19 protein-coding genes and 1 pseudogene are annotated in these 19,508 nt (G+C 41.8%); 9 read left to right on the top strand and 11 right to left on the bottom strand.

From position 1 onward, the window contains the following. Positions 1 to 84: 84 nt before the first annotated feature. From dut to GBI16_RS09135, 3 genes are all read right to left on the bottom strand, one after another. Positions 85 to 537, bottom strand: a complete 453-nt coding sequence (gene dut / locus GBI16_RS09145; protein WP_086208207.1) for a dUTP diphosphatase — start codon at positions 535 to 537, stop codon at positions 85 to 87. Between the two features lie 40 nt (positions 538 to 577). After that, on the bottom strand, positions 578 to 2,617 hold the full coding sequence (locus tag GBI16_RS09140; protein WP_086208208.1) for a UvrD-helicase domain-containing protein: 2,040 nt from the start codon (positions 2,615 to 2,617) through the stop codon (positions 578 to 580). Positions 2,618 to 2,743: 126 nt separating this feature from the next. After that, a complete protein-coding gene (locus GBI16_RS09135; RefSeq protein WP_086208209.1) occupies positions 2,744 to 3,394 on the bottom strand; it encodes an OmpA family protein in 651 nt (216 codons plus the stop codon). Between the two features lie 257 nt (positions 3,395 to 3,651). Between GBI16_RS09135 and GBI16_RS09130 the strand changes: the two genes are divergently transcribed. From GBI16_RS09130 to GBI16_RS09105, 6 genes are all read left to right on the top strand, one after another. After that, positions 3,652 to 4,584, top strand: a complete 933-nt coding sequence (locus GBI16_RS09130) for an acyltransferase (protein WP_086208210.1) — start codon at positions 3,652 to 3,654, stop codon at positions 4,582 to 4,584. A 10-nt stretch (positions 4,585 to 4,594) separates the two neighbouring features. Then, on the top strand, positions 4,595 to 5,644 hold the full coding sequence (locus tag GBI16_RS09125) for a preprotein translocase subunit SecA (RefSeq protein ID WP_404814593.1): 1,050 nt from the start codon (positions 4,595 to 4,597) through the stop codon (positions 5,642 to 5,644). A 123-nt stretch (positions 5,645 to 5,767) separates the two neighbouring features. Next, a complete protein-coding gene (gene minC / locus GBI16_RS09120; RefSeq protein WP_110974842.1) occupies positions 5,768 to 6,499 on the top strand; it encodes a septum site-determining protein MinC in 732 nt (243 codons plus the stop codon). Between the two features lie 69 nt (positions 6,500 to 6,568). Continuing rightward, a complete protein-coding gene (gene minD / locus GBI16_RS09115) occupies positions 6,569 to 7,381 on the top strand; it encodes a septum site-determining protein MinD (protein WP_004694902.1) in 813 nt (270 codons plus the stop codon). Positions 7,382 to 7,383: 2 nt separating this feature from the next. Further along, positions 7,384 to 7,656 (top strand): cell division topological specificity factor MinE, encoded by a 273-nt coding sequence (gene minE / locus GBI16_RS09110; RefSeq protein ID WP_086208212.1) that lies wholly within the window; start codon positions 7,384 to 7,386, stop codon positions 7,654 to 7,656. Positions 7,657 to 7,775: 119 nt separating this feature from the next. Next, positions 7,776 to 8,063, top strand: a complete 288-nt coding sequence (locus GBI16_RS09105) for a PA4642 family protein (protein WP_004694907.1) — start codon at positions 7,776 to 7,778, stop codon at positions 8,061 to 8,063. A 57-nt stretch (positions 8,064 to 8,120) separates the two neighbouring features. Here the strand turns inward: GBI16_RS09105 and GBI16_RS09100 are convergent, their stop codons facing one another. Both GBI16_RS09100 and GBI16_RS09095 read right to left on the bottom strand, forming a co-directional pair. After that, positions 8,121 to 9,026 (bottom strand): AEC family transporter, encoded by a 906-nt coding sequence (locus GBI16_RS09100; protein ID WP_086208213.1) that lies wholly within the window; start codon positions 9,024 to 9,026, stop codon positions 8,121 to 8,123. A 56-nt stretch (positions 9,027 to 9,082) separates the two neighbouring features. Further along, a complete protein-coding gene (locus GBI16_RS09095) occupies positions 9,083 to 12,166 on the bottom strand; it encodes a DNA translocase FtsK (protein ID WP_151706946.1) in 3,084 nt (1,027 codons plus the stop codon). 295 nt (positions 12,167 to 12,461) lie between these two features. Here GBI16_RS09095 and trxB point away from each other — a divergent pair, with 295 nt between their 5' ends. The 3 genes from trxB (at position 12,462) to GBI16_RS09080 (ending at position 15,071) form a co-directional block, all read left to right on the top strand. Continuing rightward, positions 12,462 to 13,415, top strand: coding sequence for a thioredoxin-disulfide reductase (trxB, locus tag GBI16_RS09090; protein WP_086208215.1), 954 nt, complete (start codon positions 12,462 to 12,464; stop codon positions 13,413 to 13,415). Between the two features lie 87 nt (positions 13,416 to 13,502). Further along, positions 13,503 to 14,234, top strand: a complete 732-nt coding sequence (aat, locus tag GBI16_RS09085) for a leucyl/phenylalanyl-tRNA--protein transferase (RefSeq protein ID WP_086208216.1) — start codon at positions 13,503 to 13,505, stop codon at positions 14,232 to 14,234. A gap of 21 nt (positions 14,235 to 14,255) precedes the next feature. After that, complete coding sequence (locus GBI16_RS09080) at positions 14,256 to 15,071, top strand: arginyltransferase (RefSeq protein WP_086208217.1); 816 nt, start codon at positions 14,256 to 14,258, stop codon at positions 15,069 to 15,071. A 26-nt stretch (positions 15,072 to 15,097) separates the two neighbouring features. Here the strand turns inward: GBI16_RS09080 and rimI are convergent, their stop codons facing one another. From rimI to GBI16_RS09050, 6 genes and pseudogenes are all read right to left on the bottom strand, one after another. Continuing rightward, entirely contained in the window at positions 15,098 to 15,556 is a 459-nt protein-coding gene (gene rimI / locus GBI16_RS09075; protein ID WP_086208218.1) for a ribosomal protein S18-alanine N-acetyltransferase, read from the bottom strand. A 104-nt stretch (positions 15,557 to 15,660) separates the two neighbouring features. Next, on the bottom strand, positions 15,661 to 16,542 hold the full coding sequence (locus GBI16_RS09070; RefSeq protein ID WP_086208219.1) for a metal-dependent hydrolase: 882 nt from the start codon (positions 16,540 to 16,542) through the stop codon (positions 15,661 to 15,663). 238 nt (positions 16,543 to 16,780) lie between these two features. Then, positions 16,781 to 17,011 carry an alpha/beta fold hydrolase gene (locus GBI16_RS09065; RefSeq protein WP_139841343.1) on the bottom strand — a complete coding sequence of 77 codons (231 nt, stop codon included), beginning with the start codon at positions 17,009 to 17,011 and terminating at the stop codon, positions 16,781 to 16,783. 13 nt (positions 17,012 to 17,024) lie between these two features. Then, complete coding sequence (locus tag GBI16_RS09060) at positions 17,025 to 17,417, bottom strand: hypothetical protein (RefSeq protein WP_086208221.1); 393 nt, start codon at positions 17,415 to 17,417, stop codon at positions 17,025 to 17,027. Positions 17,418 to 17,469: 52 nt separating this feature from the next. Next, positions 17,470 to 18,954 (bottom strand): NAD(P)/FAD-dependent oxidoreductase, encoded by a 1,485-nt coding sequence (locus GBI16_RS09055; protein WP_151706945.1) that lies wholly within the window; start codon positions 18,952 to 18,954, stop codon positions 17,470 to 17,472. 339 nt (positions 18,955 to 19,293) lie between these two features. Further along, positions 19,294 to 19,508 (bottom strand): annotated as a pseudogene (locus tag GBI16_RS09050) (elongation factor Tu); the annotation flags it as partial.

Genomic DNA, 19,508 nt, shown 5'->3' with positions numbered 1-19,508 from the left:
TTTTATGAACTAAAAATGAGCACTCAGCATAGAAACAATAAAAGCCCCTCAGATGAGAGGCTTTTTTACATTTTCACGGACCGTTTAGTTTTGACCTGTATGTCCAAAACCACCTGCACCGCGTTCTGTCGCTTCAAATTCTTCTACAATATCAAACTGTGCCTGCATCACAGGTACAAGTACATACTGTGCAAGTCGCTCGCCTGGTTCTAAACTGAATGCCGTTTGACTACGGTTCCAAACTGAAACCATCAATTCACCTTGGTAGTCCGAATCAATTAAACCCACCAAGTTACCTAAAACAATACCGTGTTTATGACCTAAACCTGAACGCGGTAAAATTAAACCTGCAAAATGTGGATCTTCAATATAAATAGATAAACCCGTTTTGACCAAAACCGTTTGTCCCGGTTCAATGACAGTCGCAACATCTACACATGCACGAAGGTCTAAACCTGCTGAACCCGTTGTCGCATAAGTTGGCATTGGCCATTCATTGCCTAAACGTGAATCCAACACTTTAACCTGAACTTTCATTCTATTCTTCCTCGTACAATAAATTTCAAAAATAAAAAAATTAGCGTTTAATCAACGCACGTAAATTGTCTAAATAGTGCTGCGCTTGTAATTTCGGATCGACATTGCCCGCCAGTTTCTTTTTCCGCCCTAGCCATTCCAACTCATCTTGCGGCAACTCATCCAAGAAACGACTTGGTGTCATTTGCTTCATCTGCCCGCCCGCTTTGCGTTGTTCTGCCAGCGTAATAGTTAAACCCTGACGCGCACGAGTAATACCCACGTACATCAGGCGACGCTCTTCCTCAACCGTATCTGCGGCAATCGAGTTTTTATGCGGCAGCAATTCTTCCTCAAGACCAATCAGATACACATATGGAAACTCAAGACCTTTGGATGCATGTAACGTCAACAAGTTTACTTTGTCGGTGTCTTCTTCTTCTTGTTGCTGCTCTAACATATCCAGCAACACCATTTTACGAATCACACTTTCAATGTTTTTCTCATCAACATCTTCAGCACGGTTAATCAAACTTTGAATACTGCTATACAGTACTTCAATATTATCTAGCTTGGTTTTTTCCTGTGCAGGCGTCGCCGCAGACTCTTTGACATAGTCGATATAACCCGCTTCAACCATCATCTTGCGGATAATCGGCACTGGTTCATCATCCTCAAGCAACTCACGAGTGAAGGTGGTAATGAAGTCTGCAAACTCCGCCAACTGCGTGGTGGCTTTTTTAGGAATCACCATGGTGAGACGCTGATCACCCGCTGCTGAAAGCAAAGACAAATGATTTTCTTGAGCAAATAAACCCAGTTTTTCTAAAGTCACAGGGCCAATGGCGCGTTTAGGCGTATTGATGATCCGTAAAAATGCACTGTCATCTTCTGGGTTAATAATGACACGCAAATAACTCATCACGTCTTTGATTTCAGCACGCGCAAAGAACGACTGACCGCCTGATAACTTATATGGAATTTGCATCTGACGCAGTTGTGTTTCCAGTGCACGTGCTTGGAAATTACCCCGATACAAAATGGCATAATCTTTCCAATTTTTGCCATTCATCAATTTATGCGTAATCAAGTCTTTCACCACGCGCTCTGACTCATCGTCATCATTGCGACACGTAATCACGCGAATGACTTCACCATGGCCTTTATCTGACCACAGTTTTTTATCAAAAATATGTGGATTATTACCAATCACGGTATTGGCCGCTTTTAAAATGCGACTGGTCGAACGATAGTTCTGCTCCAGTTTAATCACTTTTAAATTGTGAAAGTCTTCTTTGAGCAAAGCCATGTTTTCAGGCTTAGCCCCACGCCATGCATAGATGGATTGGTCATCATCGCCCACTGCGGTGAACTGCCCCATCACCCCCACCAGTAATTTCACCAAAATATACTGTGCAGTGTTGGTATCTTGATATTCATCGACCAATAAATAGCGAATGCGATTTTGCCAGCGTTCACGAACTTCTGCATTTTCCTGTAAAAGACGCGTCGGCATCACAATCAAGTCATCAAAATCGACCGCATTATAAGCACGTAAATTACGTTCATATAGTTGATACAAATGCGCAAACTGAACATCTTCAGCAGTTTCACAAGTGGTGTGTGCTTGCTCAGGTGGAATCAGATCGTTTTTCCAATCTGAAATCATCTTCATGGCTTTCGCAATCAGCTCTTTACTTTCCGCACCAGATAAATTGTCACGGTGCATCAAGTCCATCAAAATACGCTTACAGTCGTCTGCATCTAAAATAGAAAAATTATTTTTTAATGGTGTGTGTTTCAACTCTAAACGCAACATGTTTAGGCCGAAGGTATGGAAAGTCGAAACTGAAAGGCCTTTTGCCTCTTCGCGTGAAAGTAATTTAGTGACACGTTCTTTCATTTCGCGTGCTGCTTTATTGGTAAACGTCATCGCTGTGATGCGATACGCTGGAATACCGCAGTGTTTCACCAAGTAAGCAACCTTACGGGTAATCACCGAAGTTTTACCTGAACCAGCCCCTGCAAGTACTAACAAGGGTCCTTGAGTATATTTCATGGCTTCAAGTTGCTTGTCGTTTAACTGACTTGCCAGTGACATAGTCTTTCCTCTATTTCATTCCGAGCTCGATTATAGTCATCTCCACTCAAGATGCATAATGCAAATTCACATTTTAATCGTCATAAAAAAACCACCCGAAGGTGGTTTTTCAGTCTTCAATAAAAATTATTGAATTGCGTAGATGCTGATTTCTACACGACGGTTTTGCTCACGGCCTTCAGCAGTTGCGTTAGACGCGATTGGGTTTGCTGAACCTTGACCTTGCGCATTAATACGTGTTGTAGAAACACCTTGAGATGCCAAGTAGCTTGCTACAGATTGCGCACGCGCTTGAGACAGCGGAATGTTGATTGAGTCATTACCTGTACTGTCGGTATAACCTGTTACAAGAATACCGCTCTTGTTATCTTCAGTTAAAGTTTGCGCAACTTTGTTCAACGTTGAATAGAAGTTTGGCTTGATGTTCGATTTGTTGGTATCAAACGTAATGTTACCCGGCATGATTAAACCTACAGAGCCATCTGGATTACGGTTAACTTCTACACCAGTACCCGCCATTTGTTGACGAAGTTTTTTCTCTTTATTGTCAAGGTAAACGCCCGTTGCACCACCTAATACAGCACCAATCGCTGCAGCACGGTTGTTTTGACGGCTACTATTCGCATTACCTTTAGAAATACCATAACCCGCAGCAGCACCAATTAAAGTACCTAAAGCAGCTTTATCGTATTCTACACCACCAATGTTATTGCCAGTGCTTTGACAACCTGTAAGAACCATTGCCCCAACGACTGCGGAAATTGCTAGTGCACGCATCGCATGCCTCCTTCTTTGTGTGTTTTGTTTATAGAACAAATATTGTCGTAAAACGATAAACTAGACCATTGATTTTTTGTTAATAATAAAGCCTTTATTTACAATATGTAATAAAAAATTTCCTTTTCAAGGCTTTCTTCGTCACATTTCCTACACAGTTAATGTTTGGTGCTTTTCTATTTGATCATCCCGTACTATATTGACCTTTAGAAAATAGAACGAGTTGTAAAACACATTAGATTTCAGGGTTTATTTTTATGTCATCGCCAAACCAAAAACAACCTTTATTAAAAAAAATCACACGTGGTTTAACTGTTGGTTCAGTCATTACAGGAAGTACTTTTTTTCACGGCCCACCCGTACTGGCACTTGGTCTCACAAAACTGTTTAAACAATCAAAAAAAGTAGATGAAACCAATATTCAAATTACCAACAGCTGGCTAGGAGTGAACAATTATTTAATTGATCACATTTTACCTGATACCCAATGGGATATTTCAGTCGATGAAGATCTTGAGCTAAGTATGCAAGGTCGTTATCTGATGACCTGTAACCACCAAAGTTGGGTCGATACCACAGTCAATCAGTACTTCGGCTTAACCCGTATGCCCCTCACTCGCTTCTTTACCAAGTGGGAACTTATTTTTATTCCATTTGTCGGACAAGCCTTTAAAATTCTAGGTTTTCCAATGATGAAAAGGCATAGTAAAGAACAAATTGCGAAAAATCCTGCATTAAAAACACGCGATATGATTGAAGCGCGCAAGTCTTGTGAACAATTACTGAGTCAACCATTTACCCTATTAAATTATTTGGAAGGTACACGCTTTACCCAAGAAAAACATGACCAGCAACAATCCCCTTATCAACATTTGCTCAAACCCAAAGCAGGCGGTTTAGCTTTGGCCTTAGGGATTTTGGGTAAGGAGATTGATGCGTTGGTGGACATGACCATTGTCTATCCCGATGGTGTGCCTGGCTATAGTGAATTTTGGCTTGGCGAAGTCCCACGGATTGCAGTTAATTTGCGTAAAATTGACATCCCTGCGTGGGTACTTTCTGGAAACTATGAAGACGATGCTCGCTTTCGTGAACAGTTTCAACAATGGGTTGACCAACTTTGGGCTGAAAAAGACCAATTGATTGAACAAATGAAAACCAAATATTCACCTTCCCACTCAACCCAGTAAGGGTCTATGCATGATGCAGAATAACCAAGCCAAAAAATCAAAATATCATCAGGTCGATCCACAAAGTTTGTATTTCAAACTGTTTTTGATCTATGACATTTTTATGGTGTTTCTCATCATTTTTAACTTGTTTTGCTTGTGCGCTAATTTTTTTATCATGAGCAATATTGGTGGATGGTTTTTCCATGCCATTCATCTTGAAAATGTTTTAGCGTTTTATCGCGAACATTTGCACCCGTGGGTCATTACCACCGAGGCTGGGTTTATTCTGTTCTTGATTGCTGAATTACTGGTACGTTGGGGTATTGCTATTATTTATAAGCACCATCGTCGCTGGTTTTTCTTCCCTTTCATCCATTGGTACGAAATTTTAGCCATTATTCCTCATTTACGCTTTTTAAGGTTATTCCGCGCGGGAGTGATTGCTTTTCGCCTGCACGAATTAGGCTATAACGTCATTCCTCAATCGGTACAAGCTAAGGGCAAATTTTACTACCGCGTGGTGATGGAGGAACTGTCTGACCGCGTCGTGATTACCGTATTGGATGGGGTTAAGCACGAATTAAATACCAGCTCGACCCATAAAAAAATTATCCATGACCTTGTCGATCATCATCGGACTTTATTTGCACAAGCATTGGCCGAAATTCTACAAGAATCTCTCGCGACTGAACTGAAACAGCGTCAGTATTTTATTGCACAAAATGTCGGTCTGATTGTGAACCGTGCGATTGAAGATACCCCCGAACTCACCCAATTACTGCGTTTAATTCCAATTGTGGGAGGACGAATTGAACAGCAAATTCAAAGTATCGGGCAACGTCTCGGTGAAAATATCACTCAAGGCTTATTAGAACCGATGGTTACGGGAAACCCAGCACAACCCAATGCGACCTACCGCTTAATTGCGGAAAAGGTCAGTGATTTAAAAATTGACAATCAGTCATTGGAGCAATTGGTTGAGTCTGTGGTCTATGAAAGTTTGGATGCAATTCGTAAGCAAGTTAAAGTGAAACAATGGCTAGAAGAGCTAGAAAAAGATGATCAAGCCAAAGAATAAGCATTAAGCTAAAAATATTACAAACGTAGCTAGTGCAATCCTTCATTTTGTTCTAGGATTTGCTCTATTTACAACATCACTTCTTTAGTAAAAAATAAATCTGAGAAGTCTTAAGGAAAAATTATGGCTGATATCCGGATAACCGGCAGAATGGTCAATGCAATTCGCATTACCCTTGACACCAATGATCATGATGCAATCCGACAGCAGTTAACTAAAACATTACAAAGTGCATCAACTGCTGGAGCTTTGGTGGTTCTAGAAAGTACTGTTGAGCAAGAGTTAATTTCGCTCATCCAATTACTGCTTGATCTGGATGTTCAACCAATGGCCGTACAAGATGGGATTTTGGCTGAACAAGCACGTGCCATTCAGTTCCCCGTAATTCCAGCCCAAGGTCATGCGGTAGGTGCACAGCTACAAGAAGTTAAAGCAACCAAAGAGCAAGTGGTTGAAGCCCCTGCTCCTGTTGCCACACCGTCTGCCAATGCTCCAGTTGCGGCAGCCTCTGTGATTCGTCATGCGACCTCATACCATGACGAAATTTTACGTACGGGTCAGTGCTTGGTTCAAAATCAAGGCGATATCATTATTACCGCGGGCATTAACAGTGGCTCGGAAGTAATTGCTTCAGGAAATATACATATTTATGGCAGTGCTCGTGGTAGAGTCATTGCCGGCGCGGGTGGAAACACTGCTGCACGTATCTTTTGCCATGCTTTAGAAGCTGAGTTGGTTTCAATTGCAGGAACCTATTGTGTCGCAGATGATATTCCAGCGCAGCATTTAAAACGCCCAACACATATTTACTTAAATGATCAACAAGAGCTTGTATTTGAAGCGCTTGAATTTTAATGTATAAATAAACACCAAAAGCCCCAAATGATAAATAAGGGGATTTAAACCATAACAGGAGTGGATTCGGTGGCGAAAATTGTTGTCGTAACATCAGGCAAAGGTGGCGTAGGCAAAACTACGACAAGTGCATCTTTTGCAACAGGTTTAGCCCTACGTGGTCACAAAACTGTTGTGATCGATTTTGACGTAGGTTTACGTAACCTTGATTTGATCATGGGTTGTGAACGCCGCGTTGTCTATGATTTTGTCAATGTCTTAAATAACGAAGCTCGATTACAACAAGCGCTTATCCGCGATAAAGATATCGAGAACTTATATATTTTACCTGCGTCGCAAACCCGTGATAAAGATGCCTTAACTGATGAAGGCGTAGCGCGTGTTATGGATGAGTTGTCACAAGAGTTTGACTACATTATTTGTGACTCACCCGCAGGGATCGAGCGTGGTGCGATTTTAGCAATGTACCATGCCGACGAAGCAATTATTGTGACAAACCCTGAAATTTCATCTGTACGTGACTCAGACCGTATTATTGGGATGCTCGATAGCAAAACCAAGAAAGTGGAAATGAACGAAGGTCGTATTCGTAAACACTTGTGTATCACACGTTTCAACCCTGAGCGCGCAGATAAACAAGAAATGTTAACTATTGACGACATTTCTAAAGATATTTTACGTGTGCCGACTTTGGGTGTTATTCCTGAATGTAAGAGCGTTTTACAAGCATCGAACGAAGGTAAACCAGTGATTCTCTTCACTGAAGAATCAGCAGGCCAAGCCTATGATGACCTTGTAGCACGTTTCTTAGGTGAAGAACGTCCTTATCGTCACATTACCGTGAAACCTAAAGGTTGGTTAGCACGATTATTTGGAGCGTAGACATGGCAGGATTTTGGAGTAAGCTTTTTAGTAATGATGAAAAACCGTCTAGTGCACAAACAGCAAAAGATCGTTTGAAAGTTATCGTAGCGTCTGAAAGTGGTTTAGGTAAACGTCTTAGCCAAGAAAAAATCGACCAAATGAAGAAAGAAATCATGCAAGTGGTGAATCGCTATGTTCGCGGTGTAGATGAACAGCACATTCAAATGGCTGTTCGTTCTGAAGCGAATATTGAAATGCTTGAAATGAATATCAATTTGCCTGAAGAACGTTAATCTGATTTTTGATTAGTCAAGCAAATTGAATCAAGGCAGAATATGCGCAGACACAAAAAAGTATTTTTTGTCTCCCATATTTTGCCTTTTTTAATGATTAAACCAGCAAGGAGATTGCTATGGCATTATCTCAGCCAGCAACGTTCAATGAAGAATGGTCAGATGAGCGTGTATTTGCCTATTTAACTCAGCTTCCTCCTGAAGGTGTGAATGGCGACTTTCATGTGTTGTACCATGCATTTAAACACATGCGCCCAAGTGATTATGAGCGTCTGCTCACCCAATTTAAAACGGATGGTCGCGATATTAACGCAACCAATCCAGAAGGTCAGCGCATTCATGACGTGATTGCCGCTTATCCACGTCAAGCGGCACCATTTTTAGAGGTCTTGGCTAAATTTGCCTAACTCTTCAAAAACAGCCATTTTAAAATGCCAGTTCAGCACAATGGAACTGGCATTTTTTTATACATGCAAAAACCACATCCACAGTGGAAAAGTCAGACCAAAACAAATGGTTTGTAAACTAATCACAGCAGCCATGAGCTGACTGTCACCTTGGAAGTATTTAGTGAGGACATAGGCTGCTGATGCCGTTGGGAGCGAGAAAAACACCACTACAATCATGGTTTCAAATGAGGCTAAACCCATTAAACGACAGCCAATATAAGCCAGAATCGGCACAAGGATTAAACGCCCGAAGGTATTTAAAATCAAAGCACGCCCAGCATGCCTCAACGCATTAAACTGTAATGCCGCACCAACACACAACAAACCAAGTGGAAGACTCATTCCCGCCACCAGTTTTAAGGATTGACTAATGCTTTCAGCTAAGTGCATACCTGAGAAATTAAACATAATCCCCACGATACACGCCAAAATTAGTGGATTCTTCGCAACCGACCACGCAATGTTTTTATAAGACAGCCCCTGCCCTTGAGAAAAACTCAGTACCGACAGCACATTCACCAAAGGAATCACAAAGGCAATAATCATGGCAAAGACTTGCATCCCTGCAGCACCAAAAATCAGTGCCATACTGGTCAAGCCAATATAGGTATTGAAACGAATCTGGCTTTGTAAATACACACCAAACTGAGCGACAGGAAAGTGAAAGATTGCTTTAAGTATCCACAGAACTAAACTAATCAGCAAAGTCACTGCAAAAACAACCGCTAGCGGAGGCAAAACTTGTCCGATATCAAAATGAACTGTAGCTAAACTTGTAAAAAGTAGAACAGGAAATAGAATCCAATAGTTTAGCCTTTCAGCACCTTGCCAAAATTCCACCGTTAAAAAGCGATAACGCTTTAATACATATCCCATTGCGATCAGTGCCACCAATGGAATTAATGCATCAATAATTTGCATGACTATGCCTAAACTGAATGATTAAGAAAAAGCCTGCTATCCGCAGGCTGACTTTTCTAAACTAAAATTTCTCGTTTACCGTTCGCACCTTGTGCACTTACGATTCCGTTTTCTTCCATTTGGTCAACAATCCGTGCCGCACGGTTATAACCCAAACTAAATTTACGTTGTAGCGAAGATACCGAAACTTTGCGTGTTTCCAATACAAAGGACACACACTGATCATACAGCGCATCACGGTTTGGATCACCATCCCCATCTTCAAAGCCACGAGAACTTGGCTCTTCATCAAATGGCGTCAAAATTTCATCGACATAGTCTGGTGAGCCTCGTTCACGCCACGCATCACAAATGCGGTTCACTTCGTCATCGGCAATAAAGGCACCATGTACACGTTCAGGCTCAATTTTACCGGGCCCTAAAAACAACATATCACCATGACCGAGTAAGTCTTCTGCACCACCCGCATCCAAAATCGTACGTGAGTCAATTTTTGAGTTCACACGCAAAGCCACACGTGTTGGAATATTAGCTTTAATTAAACCTGTAATCACATCCACCGATGGACGCTGTGTTGCAAGCAATAAGTGAATCCCTGCGGCACGTGATTTTTGCGCCAAACGAGTAATCATTTCTTCTGCTTTTTTTCCGACCTGCATAATCATGTCAGCAAACTCATCGGCCACAATCACAATCGAAGGTAAGGGTTGTAAACGTGGTGCTCGCTCACCTGCAACAGAGTCGCTGGCTTTCCATGTCGGATCAATCAGGTCTTCACCATTAGCAATAGCCTCTTCCACCTTACGGTTGTAGTCTGCAAGCTTACGGATCTTTAAGAAAGACATCAGCTTATAACGACGTTCCATTTCATTCACACACCAATTCAAGGCACTGACCGCATCTTTCATATCAGTCACAACTGGGGTAAGTAAATGTGGGATATCGTTATAGTTTGCAAGTTCTAACTGTTTTGGATCAATCAGAATCAGGCGCAGTTGCTCTGGCTTATATTTTAACAGCATCGACAAAATCATCGAGTTCACTGCAACGGACTTACCTGAACCTGTAGTTCCCGCAACTAACATATGCGGTGCTTTGCCCAGATCAGTAATCACCGGATTACCTGAAATGTCTTTACCCATTGCCATAGACAGTAAGCCAGCAGGATCTTCAAAGGCTGGGGTTTTTAACAATTCAATCAAACGCACCATTTCACGGCTGCTATTTGGCACTTCAATCCCAATATACGGTTTACCCGGAATAACTTCGACCACACGTACGGAAGCCATGGACATTGAACGTGCCAAATCTCGCGAGATATTGGTGACTTTAGAGGCTTTTACACCTGGAGCCAAATCTAACTCAAATCGAGTTACCACAGGTCCTGGTTGCGCCTCAACCACTTTAGCTTTGACATTAAATTCTTGTAGCTTAATTTCAAGCAATTCAGATAACCGAGCTAACTGTTCCGCGGTGAAATTGACTTTTTTATTCAGATCAACTTCATCGAGCAAATCTAACCCCGGGAGTGGTGATAGATCACGACGACGTTCGACCACTTGCATTGCCAAAGACATCGGACGACCAGAGGCATCCGTCAGTGGCGCATCAAAATCAAACTCGTCTTCATCCTGCGGTTTGCCTGCGGTATCTTGCCATGCTTCAATAAATGCTTCTTTAGATAAAACTTCTTTGACCGCAGCAGGTGTAGCATGAGTGCTCACCGTATTTTGATGTTGAATCGGGGCTTGGACAAAGGCTGAAGACTGAGCATAACTGCTAGTGGTGCGTACTTCAGGTGAAGCCTCTTTACGCTCTTCCCAGTCTTCGGCTAAGAAGTCATCAATATCATCCAATGTATCTAATGGGGCTATTTGTCCAGTCTGGATTGACCGTTGTGATGCTGCCTGAGTCACAGCAGTACTTATTGTTGCCACTGCAACAGGATCTTCAACGACATGTAAATGAGACACAGGTTCAGGCATATTGAATGGGCTATGAACATCCGTTGCTGTTTTGCCGTTAGGTACGGCAGCAAGCAACTCATCAAAGATTTCATCATCATCCCAATCGACATTTTTCTTCTGCGCAGGAGCATTGTCTTGGAAGTAATTTGGATCAGCAATGGGTGCTGTATGATCTTGCACCACTGCTTGAAAATGTTGTTCTGGGCTAAATGGGCGATCTTCTTCGGCAGCACGAAGTAAAGCATCAATATCATTTTTATGACGTTGATCCTCACCTGAGTTTAATGCACGCCAAACCTCACCTGTCGCCACGACACGTTGGCTGTCTTGTTCTAATTGATGTGCTTTTTCAAGGGTTCGCTCAAGCTCTGCCTCATCATCCACATCCACCTGTTGTTCTTGGACACGGTGTTCTTTCGCAACCATATCATTAAACAAATGCTCTGCTGAATAGTCGCGCTGAGGTGCTTTCACCGATGCCTCTTGCACAGCTGGCGCCTCTGCCAATTCCGTTGCATCAATACCCTTTTTCGGTGCTGTTGCAATCACTTCTTTTTTTACACTTGGCGCCGTCCGATCAAAGGCAGACTCGCTTTCAGGCACGTTACGATAAAATAGATCTTGTAAATAAGCTGGGGTTGCCTTAAGTGTAGCGAAAGTACGATTCCATTTAATCCCAAAAGCCAAGGTTAGCAAAACTAAAGTAAAAACAACCAAAAATAAAGTTGCACCATAAATACTTAAAATTTGCGACAAACTTTGTCCAAGTTCGTAGCCAATAATCCCGCCCGAGGCATTATCTAAAGTATCTGCGGGAACTTGCCAAAACAAGAACAGTAAGCTGGCCGTTGCAAGCAAAATAAAAAACTGGGCAGCATAACGAAATGGGCGGTTTAAAAAGCTATGTGGCCACCACACTTGAATGGCTTCAATAAACAAAAACACAGGAATAAGTAAACTTGCCCACCCCAAAAAGCCGAACAACAAATCAGCAATCCATGCCCCTGCAACACCACTGGCATTCGAAACTTGTAAGGTATCACTTGATATATGCATCCAGCCCGGATCAAATGGGGTATAGGTCACGGTAGCAAGGAACAAATAAATGCCAAACGAGACTAAAAATAATGTCATTAATAAGCGCTGTGCATAAGCACCCGACACCTCAGTCATATACTGTCCTGTAACAAATTCTTCATTAATGTTTTTGTTCGAAACCTAAAGCAAAAGTTTCACAATAAACGTCATATTATGCACCTCTTCTCTATAAAAAGATGCACTATTCTTAAATGCTTTATGTATAGCGAGTAGATGATTTATCCACTTTTACCCGCTCTACACCGCATATTTCTTCTATATAGCTCAAAACGATTTATATGATCAATAATATCGACATTGAACACACACAACTGTTATAGAGTTTCACGTATAATTCCACAAATTTCTAAATAAAAAAAGGATTCTACGTATGAGCGCTCGTCACTCACGTTTGATTATTCTCGGTTCAGGCCCTGCAGGTTACAGCGCTGCGGTATATGCTGCGCGTGCCAACTTAAAGCCTACATTGATTGCAGGTATCCAACTCGGTGGTCAGCTCACCACAACGACTGAAGTGGATAACTGGCCGGGTGACCCTGAAGGCTTAACAGGCCCTGCACTCATGGAACGTATGCAAGCACATGCGGAACGTTTTGGTACTGAAATCATCTACGATCATATCAATGAAGTCGATCTTTCTGTACGTCCATTCGTCCTTAAAGGTGATATGGATGAGTTCACTTGTGATGCACTAATTATTGCCACAGGTGCGACCGCTCAGTACTTAGGTCTTGAATCTGAAGCTGCTTTTATGGGCCAAGGCGTGAGCGCATGTGCAACCTGTGATGGTTTCTTCTACAAAAACCAAAAAGTCATGGTTGTGGGTGGAGGCAATACTGCCGTCGAAGAGGCGCTGTATTTGTCTAACATTGCATCGCATGTGACTTTGGTTCACCGTCGTGATTCATTGCGTTCTGAAAAAATCCTTCAAGATCATTTATTTGAAAAAGAAAAAGAAGGAAAAATCAGCATCATTTGGAATCACCAAGTCGATGAAGTGTTAGGTGACAACACGGGCGTAACCGCAGTTCGCTTAAAATCAACTCAAGACGAATCTACCCAAAACATTGATGTACAAGGTTTATTTGTTGCAATTGGTCACAAACCAAACAGTTCAATGTTTGATGGTCAATTGAACTTACGTGATGGCTATATCCAAGTTCAAAGCGGTACATCTGGTAATGCCACCGCTGCTTCTGTCGCAGGTGTATTCGCAGCAGGTGATATTGCAGATAGTGTTTATCGTCAAGCAATCACTTCAGCAGGTTCAGGCTGTATGGCTGCACTAGATGCGGAAAAATATTTGGATGCGTTAGGCGAATAATCTAAGCCTTTAAAAAAGACCGCCCACAATGGGCGGTTTTTTTATGTATGATCTAAGGGTCATTTTTTATCATGTTTCGACTTTACTATGCAGCAGTTACCGCCTTCTGAGTATATCTTTCCCGATCCGCTTGAAGTTGACCCCGAGGGTGAAGGCTTAATTTGTATCGGTGCAGACCTCTCCCCGTCTACCCTGTTTGAGGCTTATAGCCATGGTCTCTTTCCATGGTTCTCCGCAGGTGAACCCATTTGCTGGTGGAGCCCTGAACCACGTTGCATCATCCGACCGCAGGATTATCAGCCCAGTAAAACCCTACTTCGTAGCATGAAAAAGCAAGATTATCGCATCACCATCAATCAAGCTTTTGAACGGGTGATCCGTGCCTGTTCACTGCCACGTAGCTATGCCAATGACACATGGATCAGTGAAGATATTATTGAGGGTTATTGTGACATGTTTGATGCAGGCTATGGCTATAGTGTCGAGGTTTGGGATCAAACACGCTTAGTCGGAGGGCTTTATGGTGTCAGCATCGGCAAAGGTTGTTTTGGGGAGTCTATGTTCAGTACCGAAACTGATGTTTCAAAAATGGCATTTTATACACTGATGTTGATTGGACGTGAAAATGAACTACCTTGGATCGACTGCCAATTGGTCAATGATCATCTGTTGAGCCTCGGTGCTTGTACACTTTCTCGGCAAACCTACTTAAAATCGTTACAAGATGTTGTAAATCAACCTGCTATTGATTGGAAAATATATCAGGAGGGTGTATTTTCAAGTAAAACAATAGCGCAGAATGCGCGACTGATTGAATAAAGAATAATAGAGGGATTTACTATGAATTCGTATCACCCGAAGTCCCTACTGAATGATTTACAGTATTACATTACCCCACCGCATGACTGTAGCTATCTAGAAAAAAAGTCAGCTCGGATGGTGTTCCTCGATCCAGCACATCGTATTGATGTGGTTACACTGTCCGAACTTTCTCGTGTCGGTTTCCGTCGCAGTGGAGATTTTGTCTACCGCCCAGAGTGTCATCTGTGTCGACAGTGTTTGTCTAGCCGTGTACCTGTGCGCGAATTTAAAATGAACAGCAGTCAAAAAAAGGCATGGAAACGCAACCAAGACCTTACTTTAAAGATTACTCGCACGGCAGATGCCACTAAAAAGCATTATGACTTATATGAGCGTTATATCTTTAAACGCCATGCCGATGGAGATATGTTCCCACCGAGTCGTGACCAATTTGATAAATTTCTCGTGCACAGCTGTACTGATAGCTTTTTCCTAGAACTATGGAAAGAAGACCGTCTCATCTGTGTTTCGACTTGTGACCCTTTAGATGATGGCTTGTCTGCGGTCTACACGTTTTTTGACCCCGATGAAAGCAAACGCTCATTGGGGGCTTTTGCCATCTTAAAACAAATTGAGCTTGCTAAAGCACGTGCTTTACAGTTTGTGTACTTGGGTTACTGGGTACCACACTCAGAAAAAATGAACTACAAATCGCAATATTTGCCTTTAGAGCTACTCATTGATGGCCAATGGCGTCGACTCAACCACAGTCTCAGTACAGAAGAAGTCGAGCAATTGGGAAACTCATTAATGACCACCCTGCCTTCAGGCTGGAATAATGCCATTATTAAATAGTCATCGTATTCAATTCAACTTTTCGATTATTTAAACAGTTCGGCAAAGTCATCACTGCACGATTTCACCATAATAATGGCATGCTCACGAGTCCCATCGGGTTTAGGATAATAATTTTTCCGCAGATCAATCTGATGAAAGCCCGACTTTTCATACAATGCAATGGCCGCCTGATTGCTCTCACGGACTTCTAAAAAGACTTGTAGTGGGTTGTTTTTGAGTTGTGCCAATGAAGCATCGAGCAGTTGATAACCCAGCCCTTTGCCTTGCTGACTCGGATGAATAGCCATCAACAGTAAATTGGCTTCATCAAGTACAGGTTGCAGGATACAAAATCCGACCACCTGCCCCGCCTGTTCAATCACGGTACTATGATAAGACTGGATTGACTCTTGAAACTGTTGCAAGCTCCAAGGATGGGTTTGAACTAAACGCTCAATCTGAACGACTTGATCTAAGTCCGCAGTGTGCATTAAACGAATCATCTTCGTTTATCTTTCTAAAATAAGGATGCAGCATTATAAAAAATTTGTAGCTAAAATCGAATACAAAAATGAGCGATTTATATCGCTCAAAGTGTCAATACAACTTAAAAACCTAACTTTGCTTTCCACTTTTCCAGTAAAGCATCGGTATCGTGGTCATTGGGGTGAAAACCGGGTTTGAAATACATCATCATTTCACGCCCCATCCCCGTTATAATGCCTTTCGATGGGCTATATCCATAGGTATAAATATCTTTTAATGCCGCCATGTTCAACAGTTTGTCTTGTTGCAATAACCGAAATACGAAATACGACTGTACAAGGAACAGAATTGCCATTGCTGCAACCAAAGAGCTGGTTCTTAAAAGATATGCTTTTAAGCCTTTACCAAAAATACCTTCAAAAACATCATAAGCCACTGCTTTATGTTCATTTTCTTCAATCGCATGCCATAACCACATGGTTTTCATGGTTTCATCTGTCATAAGTTCTTGGATGTGTTTATTGACCAACAGTTGAGAGGCAATCGTTGCAGTAAAATGCTCTAACGCTGTAGTTGCGGTTAAATCGACCATTTCTTGAGTAATGCCCACAGGTTTACCTAAAAAAGCAAATACTTTACGCGTGGTCTGAATCGCACGATCAGTATAGTGATCAAGGGTTGCCACATCATGTCCATATTTTTGTGCTGATGCATTAAAGCCTTCATGCTCTTGCGTATGCATCGCCTCTTGACCAATAAACGCTGAAATTTCCTTTTGCAGTTCAGCATTGTCTTTGATTGCTGGATGCTGGCGTACGGCACGGACACTGTCGATAAAAAACATCTCACCTGCCGGAAAGAGTGCCGATAAAGCTGTCATAAAATGGGTCAGCCCTGCCGAACCATTCATCCAATATTCAGGCACATTTTCAAACTCAAAGTTCATTCGACGTACAGGGAAACTCGCACCTGCGCGATTGGTAATTTTTACCTTGGCATTCATCTTTCGGCTCCTATGAACATCCGATAAAGATATTCAATCCTTATATTTATTCTGTCTTTTTATCTTACGTGATTAGGCTCTGCCCATAAGTGCAGTTAAGGTCAGCAAAATATCAGTTTAGGACAGTTTTAGAGCTAAATTGTTAGACAATTCACCTACACCCAGATCCACCTGAAGATAGAAAGTTAGTACAAACAAAGATGATGAGCATAAAAAATAAGGCACTAGGCCTCATTTTTTATGCTGCTACATGCACCAAATGCACGGGAACTTTTTCCTTTAAAAAGCCGATTTGCAAAGCAATATTCTTTTCAAAAACTTCACCTGAGCAAAGTTCAAAATGATTACTTTGCAGCATGTAATAGCGTGCATTTGGCATTTTATGGACCGCCACACGCATTGCTGTTTCTGGAATGACTGTATCGTTTTGCCCTGAAATCACCAAAATTGGCATATTCAATTTATGCACGGAACGAATCGGGTTATATAATGGTACCTCTAAGAAGATACGGGCCCGAGTTTTTGTTTTCCCAGTTCGCATTCTCGGGAAGTTGCGACAGATAACCCTCCCATGCATCTGCTGTGGTCATGGCCGCATCATCCTGCACATGCCCAACAATTGGACGATAAACGGGTTTATTGAGCAAGCCACCCATCAAGTCACAAAGACCAACAACACTCAAACGGGCCAATTTTGCCAGTGGAACACCTTTCAAACTGGATAAACCACTGACAAGCGCTGCTTGAAGTAATACTGCACAAATTTCTGGATGATTGGCTGCAGTTTGAATCGCATGCCCACCCGAGAAAGAATACCCCCACCACTCATAAAACTTAATTGTTTTATATTCATGCCCATATTCCCTTTTCGGCAATTAATTTTGGCGCATGTCTTCATCTACAGCATACGCCAAAGCCTTCCCCAACTTATGCTGCCTTCACTTTTCCTTTAGGCTTCTCTAAAACAACTGACCAAACCAGATTCGGACTATCAACGGATTGGTTAAACATTTCTGTATCTTTTTCAAGATTATGGCTAACAAACCATTCGGAAGACTTTCCTTGACGTGGCAAGACCCAATCCCCTCGTTGTACATAACCCGATTGCATGCCATATACGATACTATGCTCTGTCTTCTCATTGATTGGCGCAACCGCTTTAACAGCAGCCATTTGACGAATATCCAACTCATTGATTAAGCGACAAATATAATCACACGCTAAATCAATTTTGAGTGTCCAAGGCGCATTGGTATAACCAAATAAGTACGCAAAATTAGGAACATCCTGAATTAATGTTCCTTTATAACTCATTTTTTCATTCGGTTTAATCTGCTCTTGATCGACCGAAATTTGAATCCCCCCAAGCATCTGTAACTCAAGGCCTGTAGCACTTACAATAATATCTGCATCAAGCATTTCACCTGATTTCAACAAAATACCCTTTTCGCTAAAACACTCAATATGATCTGTTACAACAGAAGCTTTACCTTCGCGAATTACAGCAAATAAATCATTATCTGGAATAGCACAAAGACGCTCATCCCAAGGCATATATTTCGGTGTGAAGTGGGACATATCATAGTGCTCACCCAACGCTTTTTGCGCATTTGACAGCAAGAATGAGCGCATTTTATTCGGGAAACGACGTGATAATTTATAAATACCACGCTGCATAAAGATATTACGCTTACGGAAAATTTTATACACCAACTCTTCAGATAAGACTTTTCGGCAGGCATCAACCAATTTGTCGGTATTTGGCACATTAATCACATAACTTGGAGAACGCTGCAACATCGTGATATGCGCCGTCTCATTTGCCATCGCAGGAATTAAAGTCACCGCAGTTGCGCCACTGCCAATCACCACCACACGTTTGTTTTTATAATCTAAGTTCTCTGGCCAGTGCTGCGGATGCACAAATTGCCCTTTAAAATTTTCCAAACCTTGATACTTTGGCGTATAACCTTGATCGTGGTTATAATAACCTGTAGCGGTGATCAGATAATTACAACCAAATTGACATACTTCGCCCGTTGCCTCATCTATCGCATCTACCGTCCAACGATTGGTTCGAGTGGAAAAATTTGCTGAGTTAATTTTAATACCGTACTGAATTTTCTGATCAATACCAAATTTTTCAGCTGTGTCTTTTAAATAGCTTTTTATGGACTCTCCAGCAGCTAAAACTTGATTACTATTCCAAGGGCTGAACTTAAAGCCAAAACTAATCACATCTGAGTCAGAGCGGATTCCAGGATAACGAAAAAGATCCCACGTCCCGCCTAAAGCCTGACGACGTTCTAAAATAGTAAATGATTTGTGCGGGCTTTGTTGAGTTAATTGGCATCCCATACCAATACCCGAAAGTCCTGCTCCGATGATGACGACATCATATTCCTTTTGCATTTTGCATCTCCTTGTCGCTTTTGTATTTTTCTTCCATTTATACTAATTCTTATGAAAATTAAAACTTGACATAATGAGACAGATATTTAACTCTAGGAGACAGGCTTAATAAGGGATAAGAATTGAATTTACTTCTTCTTTACAGCACATAAGCAACTAATTTATATAATTTTTATTAAAAAAAATCGTAAAACAAAACCATCTTATTACTAAATAAGGTTCATAAAAGCTTATCAATATTGCACTGTGGCAATAACTAACAATCCAACAAACAAAACATCTAACTAGACGCCATAAAAAAAGCGCCCCAAAGGGGCGCTTTTTCACACAATCAGATGATTATGCAGTTACTTTAGCAACTACACCAGCACCAACTGTACGACCACCTTCACGGATCGCAAAACGTAGACCTGGGTCCATTGCGATTGGGTGGATTAATTCTACTGACATCTCAACGTTGTCACCAGGCATTACCATTTCTACGCCATCTTGTAGTTTGATCGCGCCAGTTACGTCAGTTGTACGGAAGTAGAACTGTGGACGGTAACCGTTAA

It is taken from the genome of Acinetobacter sp. TUM15064 (genome assembly GCF_008980265.1).
Lineage (GTDB): Bacteria > Pseudomonadota > Gammaproteobacteria > Pseudomonadales > Moraxellaceae > Acinetobacter.
Note: the sequence above shows the minus strand (reverse complement) of the source record. Positions and strands in the feature narration are given on the sequence as shown.

What these genes read in the sequence shown, in the direction of transcription:
- dut (WP_086208207.1), bottom strand. Translation starts at nt 537, where the DNA reads ATGAAAGTTCAGGTTAAAGTGTTGGATTCACGTTTAGGCAATGAATGG.
- GBI16_RS09140 (WP_086208208.1), bottom strand. Translation starts at nt 2,617, where the DNA reads ATGTCACTGGCAAGTCAGTTAAACGACAAGCAACTTGAAGCCATGAAA.
- GBI16_RS09135 (WP_086208209.1), bottom strand. Translation starts at nt 3,394, where the DNA reads ATGCGTGCACTAGCAATTTCCGCAGTCGTTGGGGCAATGGTTCTTACA.
- GBI16_RS09130 (WP_086208210.1), top strand. Translation starts at nt 3,652, where the DNA reads ATGTCATCGCCAAACCAAAAACAACCTTTATTAAAAAAAATCACACGT.
- GBI16_RS09125 (WP_404814593.1), top strand. Translation starts at nt 4,595, where the DNA reads ATGATGCAGAATAACCAAGCCAAAAAATCAAAATATCATCAGGTCGAT.
- minC (WP_110974842.1), top strand. Translation starts at nt 5,768, where the DNA reads ATGGCTGATATCCGGATAACCGGCAGAATGGTCAATGCAATTCGCATT.
- minE (WP_086208212.1), top strand. Translation starts at nt 7,384, where the DNA reads ATGGCAGGATTTTGGAGTAAGCTTTTTAGTAATGATGAAAAACCGTCT.
- GBI16_RS09105 (WP_004694907.1), top strand. Translation starts at nt 7,776, where the DNA reads ATGGCATTATCTCAGCCAGCAACGTTCAATGAAGAATGGTCAGATGAG.
- GBI16_RS09100 (WP_086208213.1), bottom strand. Translation starts at nt 9,026, where the DNA reads ATGCAAATTATTGATGCATTAATTCCATTGGTGGCACTGATCGCAATG.
- GBI16_RS09095 (WP_151706946.1), bottom strand. Translation starts at nt 12,166, where the DNA reads ATGACTGAGGTGTCGGGTGCTTATGCACAGCGCTTATTAATGACATTA.
- trxB (WP_086208215.1), top strand. Translation starts at nt 12,462, where the DNA reads ATGAGCGCTCGTCACTCACGTTTGATTATTCTCGGTTCAGGCCCTGCA.
- aat (WP_086208216.1), top strand. Translation starts at nt 13,503, where the DNA reads ATGCAGCAGTTACCGCCTTCTGAGTATATCTTTCCCGATCCGCTTGAA.
- GBI16_RS09080 (WP_086208217.1), top strand. Translation starts at nt 14,256, where the DNA reads ATGAATTCGTATCACCCGAAGTCCCTACTGAATGATTTACAGTATTAC.
- rimI (WP_086208218.1), bottom strand. Translation starts at nt 15,556, where the DNA reads ATGATTCGTTTAATGCACACTGCGGACTTAGATCAAGTCGTTCAGATT.
- GBI16_RS09070 (WP_086208219.1), bottom strand. Translation starts at nt 16,542, where the DNA reads ATGAATGCCAAGGTAAAAATTACCAATCGCGCAGGTGCGAGTTTCCCT.
- GBI16_RS09055 (WP_151706945.1), bottom strand. Translation starts at nt 18,954, where the DNA reads ATGCAAAAGGAATATGATGTCGTCATCATCGGAGCAGGACTTTCGGGT.